This is a genomic window from Finegoldia magna (assembly GCF_018371055.1).
Lineage (GTDB): Bacteria > Bacillota > Clostridia > Tissierellales > Peptoniphilaceae > Finegoldia > Finegoldia magna_I.
Genome location: NZ_JAGYZD010000238.1, coordinates 1 through 2,522, shown reverse-complemented (window position 1 = coordinate 2,522; position 2,522 = coordinate 1). Strand labels below are relative to the sequence as shown.

Genomic DNA, 2,522 nt, shown 5'->3' with positions numbered 1-2,522 from the left:
TATTTCTTGTACTCAAATGTTTATTTGAATCCTAGAAAAAATAACTACAACAAGATGTTTTGTTTTGCTTATGATAAAAAATTAGAAAAAGAAAAAAATATGATAGACAATCACAACTACCTTGCAAGAAAGCCGTTTGCTGATTATATCAAGTATCAAAAATGTTTAAATACTTGGAAATAATTGCCCACAAAAACAAGCTCACCTAATAAGATGAGCTTGTTGTTTTTATAAATTGTAGTAACGCAACCACTGCTGAAAGAATGATGGCTACGTTGTAATCTAATTCGAAAACATTTTTGGCGAATGTTGCCATTAATATTGCAAATACTGAAAGATTCACGAACAGCACGTATTCTAGCTTGGATACTTTATTTTTAATGATTCTGTAAGTCAAATACACAAACATCAGTATAAGCACGGCTATTATAACTGGAATTACAATATTCATGTCTACTTGTTGTTCGAACATCATGTTCTTGTACATTACGTGTCGTTGCATTCCCATTTTGTGTTTGGTGAAATAATGCACGATAAATATCGCAAACAGTGCTACGATTTGGATTACAGATAAAATTCTTCTAAATATTTTCATTATTTTGTTGCTTTGTCGTTTGGCAATTTGTCAACTGTTGTGAATTCTACGTCCTTGTCTTTTGGATCTCCAACTTGTACTGGAAGTTCCTTGTGCATTTGCCATTCGTTCCAGCCACCATCGAAGATTGTTGGATTTAATCCGTTTTCAAATGCTATAAACCAAGGTAATGTTGCTCTCCAACCTGTTCCACAGTAGAATGACATTTCTTTGTCTGTAGATATTCCTTGTTCTTCCCACATTTTCTTAACTTCATCGAATGATTTGTAAGTTCCATCTGGGTTTGTGTAGTAAGACATATCAGAGTTGTCTTTTCCTGATTTACCCCACAATGCGCCTTTTGGTTCACCAGCTTTTGGAATGTAAGAATATCCTGATTCAATTCCCTTCCATTCTTTTTCACTTCTGATTGAAATTAATTGGAAATTCTTGTCGTTAGCAAGTTTGTCTTTTGCTTGATCCAAAGAAATCAAATATTCTGGATGAGCTGGTACTTTTGTTCCAAAATCAGTTGCTGCAACTGCTTTGTTTTCAGTAGTTTCTGTTTCAAATCCTTTGTCTTTCCAAGCTTTGATTCCACCGTTCAAAATCTTAACGTGTTCAACACCTGCATACATATAAGTGAAGGCAACTCTTGTTGCGCCTGTGTCTGGACCGTAAACTATAACTGTCTTGTCCTTAGTGATTCCTTGTGCAAGTAATGCTTTTTCGATTTCTTCAGGAGATCTCAAATTCCATACTGGACCAACTTCGATTGAATCCGTGTTAACGTGGATGGCACCTTTGATGTGGCCGTTACCCTTCAAATAATCTGGGCTGTCCTTAGCTTCTCCCCAAGTTGCTTCGACAACAACGTAATCTTTTACATCGCTTTTTCCGTCGATTACATCCTTAACGTATTGTGGATCGACGAAGATTTTTCTGTCAACTTCTTTGTTTGAAGCTTCTTCCTTCTTTTCTTCTTTCTTTTCTTCTGATTTTTGTTCAGTCTTTTGTTCTTGTTTAGTGTTATCAGTTTGTTTGTCGTCTTTTTTAGCACACGCTGTAAAAGCCATGCTCACAACGGCAACTAATAGCAATAATTTGTATAGTTTTTTCATAACTCCTCCTCGAATTAATTTGTTACAAATTTATTGTATCACATATTGTTCAAATCACTTATTGATTTTTTCTATAAATAAAAAAATGGTATAATGTAATCAAATAAGCAGGTGATTTAATGACACAGAAATCTGAAAGTTTACAAATAATGTTCATACTAACACTAATCGGAGGATTCTTGGACAGCTACAGCTACGTAACTCGTGGAGGAGTGTTCGCATTTGCACAAACAGGAAACCTCGTGTTATTGTCGATAAATATTTGCTATGGGAATTTGGACAAAATAGTCCGCTACATCATGCCGATTATCGCATTCATATTGGGAACAACTCTGGTTAGAATATTTGAAAAAAAACACAAATACATGAAAATTGTACATTGGAGACAAGTAATCATAGTTTTCGAAGGAATAATCCTCGCATTAGTTGGATTTATCCCAGAAAATTTGAACAAATTAGCATGTCTTCTCATATCATTCGTATGCGCAATGCAAATCGAAGCATTCAGAAGATTCAACGGAGTCGATTTAATGACCACAATGTGCACAGGAAATTTGAAAAAAGCAACCGACAGACTCATCGACTACGCATATACAAAAGATGACAACCTACTCAAAGCATCATTTACGACATATGCTGCAATCCTGATATTCATACTAGGCTGTATAATTGGAACACTCACATCCATTGTCTACTCAACAAAATCAATACTCATACTTCCTGTCGTCATACTCATCGCATTCATCATAATGCACGAAACAGAAAGGAACAAATAATGAAACAAATGAAAAACCCAAATGAAACAAATGGATACGTAATGCTTTACA

General features: G+C 34.9%; 3 protein-coding genes and 1 pseudogene. 2 read left to right on the top strand and 2 right to left on the bottom strand.

What is annotated here, in order from left to right:
* Positions 1-183, top strand: a pseudogene (locus KHW44_RS08510) (hypothetical protein); the annotation flags it as partial.
* A 22-nt stretch (positions 184-205) separates the two neighbouring features.
* Here KHW44_RS08510 and KHW44_RS08505 read toward each other — a convergent pair.
* A complete protein-coding gene (locus tag KHW44_RS08505; RefSeq protein ID WP_304068429.1) occupies positions 206-595 on the bottom strand; it encodes a hypothetical protein in 390 nt (129 codons plus the stop codon).
* Positions 595-1,695 (bottom strand): sulfurtransferase, encoded by a 1,101-nt coding sequence (locus KHW44_RS08500; RefSeq protein ID WP_304068426.1) that lies wholly within the window; start codon positions 1,693-1,695, stop codon positions 595-597. Before KHW44_RS08500 ends, KHW44_RS08505 begins: the two co-directional genes overlap by 1 nt.
* 119 nt (positions 1,696-1,814) lie before the next feature.
* Between KHW44_RS08500 and KHW44_RS08495 the strand changes: the two genes are divergently transcribed.
* Positions 1,815-2,471, top strand: a complete 657-nt coding sequence (locus tag KHW44_RS08495) for a YoaK family protein (protein WP_002835925.1) — start codon at positions 1,815-1,817, stop codon at positions 2,469-2,471.
* Positions 2,472-2,522 lie beyond the last annotated feature (51 nt).